The organism is Streptomyces sp. NPDC003011 (assembly GCF_053591515.1).
In genome coordinates this window covers 1-3264 of record NZ_JBSFTY010000177.1, presented here as the reverse complement: position 1 = coordinate 3264, position 3264 = coordinate 1, and the positions used below count along the sequence as shown (strand labels likewise).

At 73.0% G+C, this 3264-nt stretch carries 3 protein-coding genes and 2 pseudogenes; all 5 read right to left on the bottom strand.

Annotated features, from left to right (window positions below; genetic code table 11):
* Positions 1 to 318: pseudogene (locus tag ACWD0J_RS41090) on the bottom strand (class II fructose-bisphosphate aldolase); the annotation flags it as partial.
* Positions 319 to 394: 76 nt separating this feature from the next.
* A pseudogene (locus ACWD0J_RS41085) lies at positions 395 to 520 on the bottom strand (class II fructose-bisphosphate aldolase); the annotation flags it as partial.
* Positions 517 to 702 carry a class II fructose-bisphosphate aldolase gene (locus ACWD0J_RS41080; RefSeq protein ID WP_451500976.1) on the bottom strand — a complete coding sequence of 62 codons (186 nt, stop codon included), beginning with the start codon at positions 700 to 702 and terminating at the stop codon, positions 517 to 519. The gene ACWD0J_RS41080 and the pseudogene ACWD0J_RS41085, both read right to left, overlap by 4 nt.
* Complete coding sequence (locus ACWD0J_RS41075) at positions 702 to 2150, bottom strand: four-carbon acid sugar kinase family protein (protein WP_451500975.1); 1449 nt, start codon at positions 2148 to 2150, stop codon at positions 702 to 704. Before ACWD0J_RS41075 ends, ACWD0J_RS41080 begins: the two co-directional genes overlap by 1 nt.
* 57 nt (positions 2151 to 2207) lie before the next feature.
* Positions 2208 to 2906, bottom strand: a complete 699-nt coding sequence (locus ACWD0J_RS41070) for a FadR/GntR family transcriptional regulator (protein ID WP_451500974.1) — start codon at positions 2904 to 2906, stop codon at positions 2208 to 2210.
* Between the last annotated feature and the right edge of the window lie 358 nt (positions 2907 to 3264).

Here is a 3264-nt window from a genome sequence, read left to right as displayed (position 1 = left end):
CGATCTGCCGACGGCCGCGGCGGGCGGGTCGACGCCCGTCGCGCGCTCACCGACGGGCAGACCGCCGGCGCCGGCGCCGTGCAGGACGCGCGGGACCGGTACGGCCGCGTGGATGGCGGCCAGCTGGTCCAGGTCGAGGCGGACCCGGTCCTTGGTGAAGCCGTGGACGTTGCCGACGGCCACGGCGAGCGCGTCGACGCCCGTCGCGGCGACGAACTCGGCCGCCTGCCGCGGACCGGTCATCGTCGCAGGCTTGGCGACAGCGTCGGTGGAGACGTCCTCGTCGCCCGGCAGGGCACCGAGTTTGGCCTCCACCCAGGCGCCGTGGTCGCGGGGCTCGCCGTACCGCCTCCTTCGTCAGCGCCATGTTCTCGGCGAACGGCAGGTGGGAACCGTCGACCATGACAGAGGTGCAGCCCGCCTCCAGGCAGGCGGTGATCTCGTCCAGGTCCCGGCTGTGGTCGAGGTGCACGCCCAAGCGGGCGGCCGAGTCCTCGGCGGCGTCCAGCGCCAGCCTCATCGGGGCGTCCCGCTGGCGGGCCTGAAGGGGCCGGCGTCCGCCTGGATCAGGACGGGCCGTCCGGCGGCCTCGGCGGCGGCCGTGATGCCCTGGACCGTCTCCAGGCTGTGGGCGACGAACCCCGGTAGGGCGTGACCGGCAGCGGCGGCCTGCTTCAGGGCATCGGTACCGTGCAGCAGCATCACGCGCTCCGGAGCAGGTCGAGGGCGTCGGCGAGGGCGTCGGGGCCGCCGACGTTCCCGGCGAAGACGATGTAGGGGATGCCGGCGGCGGGGCCGTCCACCGGCTGCCAGAGGGAGACGATGCCGGGCAGCAGCGTGCCGCGGGCCCAGGCGCGGCGGATCTGAAGGCCGTGGGTGGCGGTGTCGCTGGAGGTGATGCCGCCCTTGGCGACGACGAAGGCGGGCCGCCGGGCGGCGTTGACCTGCCGTACGGCGTCCACGAGCGCGGCGGAGACCCGGCGGGAGATCGCCAGGCTGTCGTCCGCGTCGGCACCCGTCACCAGCGTGCGCGAGGTGCGGATCACGGCGTCGGCCGAGTCCAGCGCGCCGGCGGCCGCGGCCGCGACCTCGGCGATATGGGCGTCACGCCGTTCCTCGTCGAGCAGGAGGGCCACGTCGAGTTCGTATTCGGCGATCCCGCCGCGCTCCCGCAGCCGGTCCAACTGCCGTGTCGTCAGGGAGACGTGGGATCCTACGGCGATCAGCCCGTGCGGCGCGTCCCCGCGCAGCGGGCGCAGTTCCGCCGGGGTGAGCGGTGCCCTCCCGGCCTGGCCGGCGCGGGCCCGGACGAAGGACGGCCCGACCCGGTACAGCAGCCGCGTGCCGTTCTCCTCCGCCTCCGCGAGAGCCAGGGCGAGCACCCGCAGGTCGTCGTCGCACACCGCGTCGACCACGGCCATACGCCCGCCGCGCAGCGAGGACAGCAGCCGCGCCGTGTGCGCGAGGCCGCCGCCGCGCAGGTCGTCGAGGGTGATGCGCAGGACCTCGTCCGCGGGCACGCGCCCGCCTGTCTTCTCCTCGACCCACTCGGGCAGCGAGGAGCTGCGGTAGCCGAAGGTGGCGTCGCGGGCGAACTCGCTCTCGCCGACCGGCAGCAGCCCGTCGGCCGTCCGCATCCAGTGGCGGGAGCCGACGGTCAGCCTCCCCGCCTCGATGTAGGCGGGAACCAGCACCACTCCGTCCGGGGCGCCGACGCCCAGCTCGCCGAGTTCCTCGGCCAGGACGTCGGTCTCCAACGGGAAGTGGCCGCGCAGGGTCGAGTCACCGCGGCTGGCCAGGACGTAACCGGTGCCCTCGGCCGCCGCGGCCTCGTGCAGGGCGCGGACCACCTCGCGGTTGCGGGCGGCGGCGTCCTGGGGCGACAGGCTGCGGGTGTTGGTGAGGACGAAGAAGGCGGCACTGTCCTGACGCAGCGCCCAGCGCAGGTCGTCCACCGCCCAGGAGGTCAGGACCGGCACGTCCGCGACCGTCTGGGTGCCGGTCGGGTCGTCGTCGAGGACGACGAGACGGGGGCCGCCGGATATGCGGGCGGCCACGTCGACGGCGCTCACCTCGCGGACGGGCGGGAGCCCTTGCAGCACCGCGGCCTCACTGACGGGTCCCGTCCGGGCATGGAGGGGTAGGGACATGGCGAATTCCTGGTCTCTAAACGGGAGTCGGGGGAACGTCGGGGGGAGTTGGGGGCGTCAGTCGAGGTCGCGCTTGATCACATGGGTGCGCAGGTCGTCGGCGGTCTGGTTCATGTGGCCGTCCATGGCGACCCGGGCGGCCTCGGGGCTGCCGGACTCCAGCGCGGCGAGCACCGCCTCGTGGTGCGCGATGGCGTTCGTACGGATCTCCGGGACGGCCGAGGTCTCCCGGCGCCCCTCGACGAGCAGAGGCCCGAACGGCTCGAAGAGCAGGGGGACGAACAGGTTGCCCGTCGCCCGCATCACCGTGTCGTGGAAGTCGATGTCGGCCTGCACGAACTGCTCGGTGTCGCCCGCGTCGGCGGCCTCCCGCATGACCGCCAGATGCTGGCGCAGCACTTCCAGGTCCTCCTCGGTACGGCGGGAGGCGGCCAGCTCGCACGCCCCGTTCTCGATGAGCCGGCGTGCCTCGATCAGCCGTTCCGACAGGGCGCCGCTCGCGGTGCGCGAGGCCGCCCGCACCACCGGCTCCAGCGCGGTCCACCGGTCCGGCGGGTTGACGTAGGTGCCCCGGCCTCGCACCACCCGGACGACGTTCTGCGCGCGCAGATGCTTGACCGCTTCCCGCACGGTCAGGCGACTGATCCCACCCTGCTCCGAGAGCTCCCCCTCGGGTGGAAGAGCCGAGTCGGGCGGGTACTGGCCGTCGATGATCGCGGTGAGCAACTGCTCGGCGAGGTCATCGGAGAGCGACATGGCGGGAACCTCTTCGTTCGGCGATCACATCTGACGTCAGACATCTGATGTCTACGTGCCGGAAACGATGACACCGGAGGCAGGACTCGTCAATACCTCGTCAATACCTCGTCCGGAAGCGGCGAAGGTGACGGAGATCGGGGAACACATACGCCGCGCCCGTACGGGGGCATCGAACTTGGAGGCCTACCTCGCGTCCTGCGTCCTGTGCCCTGCGTCCTGCGCCCTGCGCCCTGCGAGACCTGCCGCCGTACGCGACACCGCGACACCGTGATCGACGACGAGGGCAGCGGGGTCAGTGCCGGGGAGAAGCAGCTCATCACCATCGCGCGGGCGTTCCTGTCCGATCCGGTGATCC

Excerpts from the sequence above, each read along its gene's own strand:
- ACWD0J_RS41080 (WP_451500976.1), bottom strand. The coding sequence starts at position 702 with ATGCTGCTGCACGGTACCGATGCCCTGAAGCAGGCCGCCGCTGCCGGT.
- ACWD0J_RS41075 (WP_451500975.1), bottom strand. The coding sequence starts at position 2,150 with ATGTCCCTACCCCTCCATGCCCGGACGGGACCCGTCAGTGAGGCCGCG.
- ACWD0J_RS41070 (WP_451500974.1), bottom strand. The coding sequence starts at position 2,906 with ATGTCGCTCTCCGATGACCTCGCCGAGCAGTTGCTCACCGCGATCATC.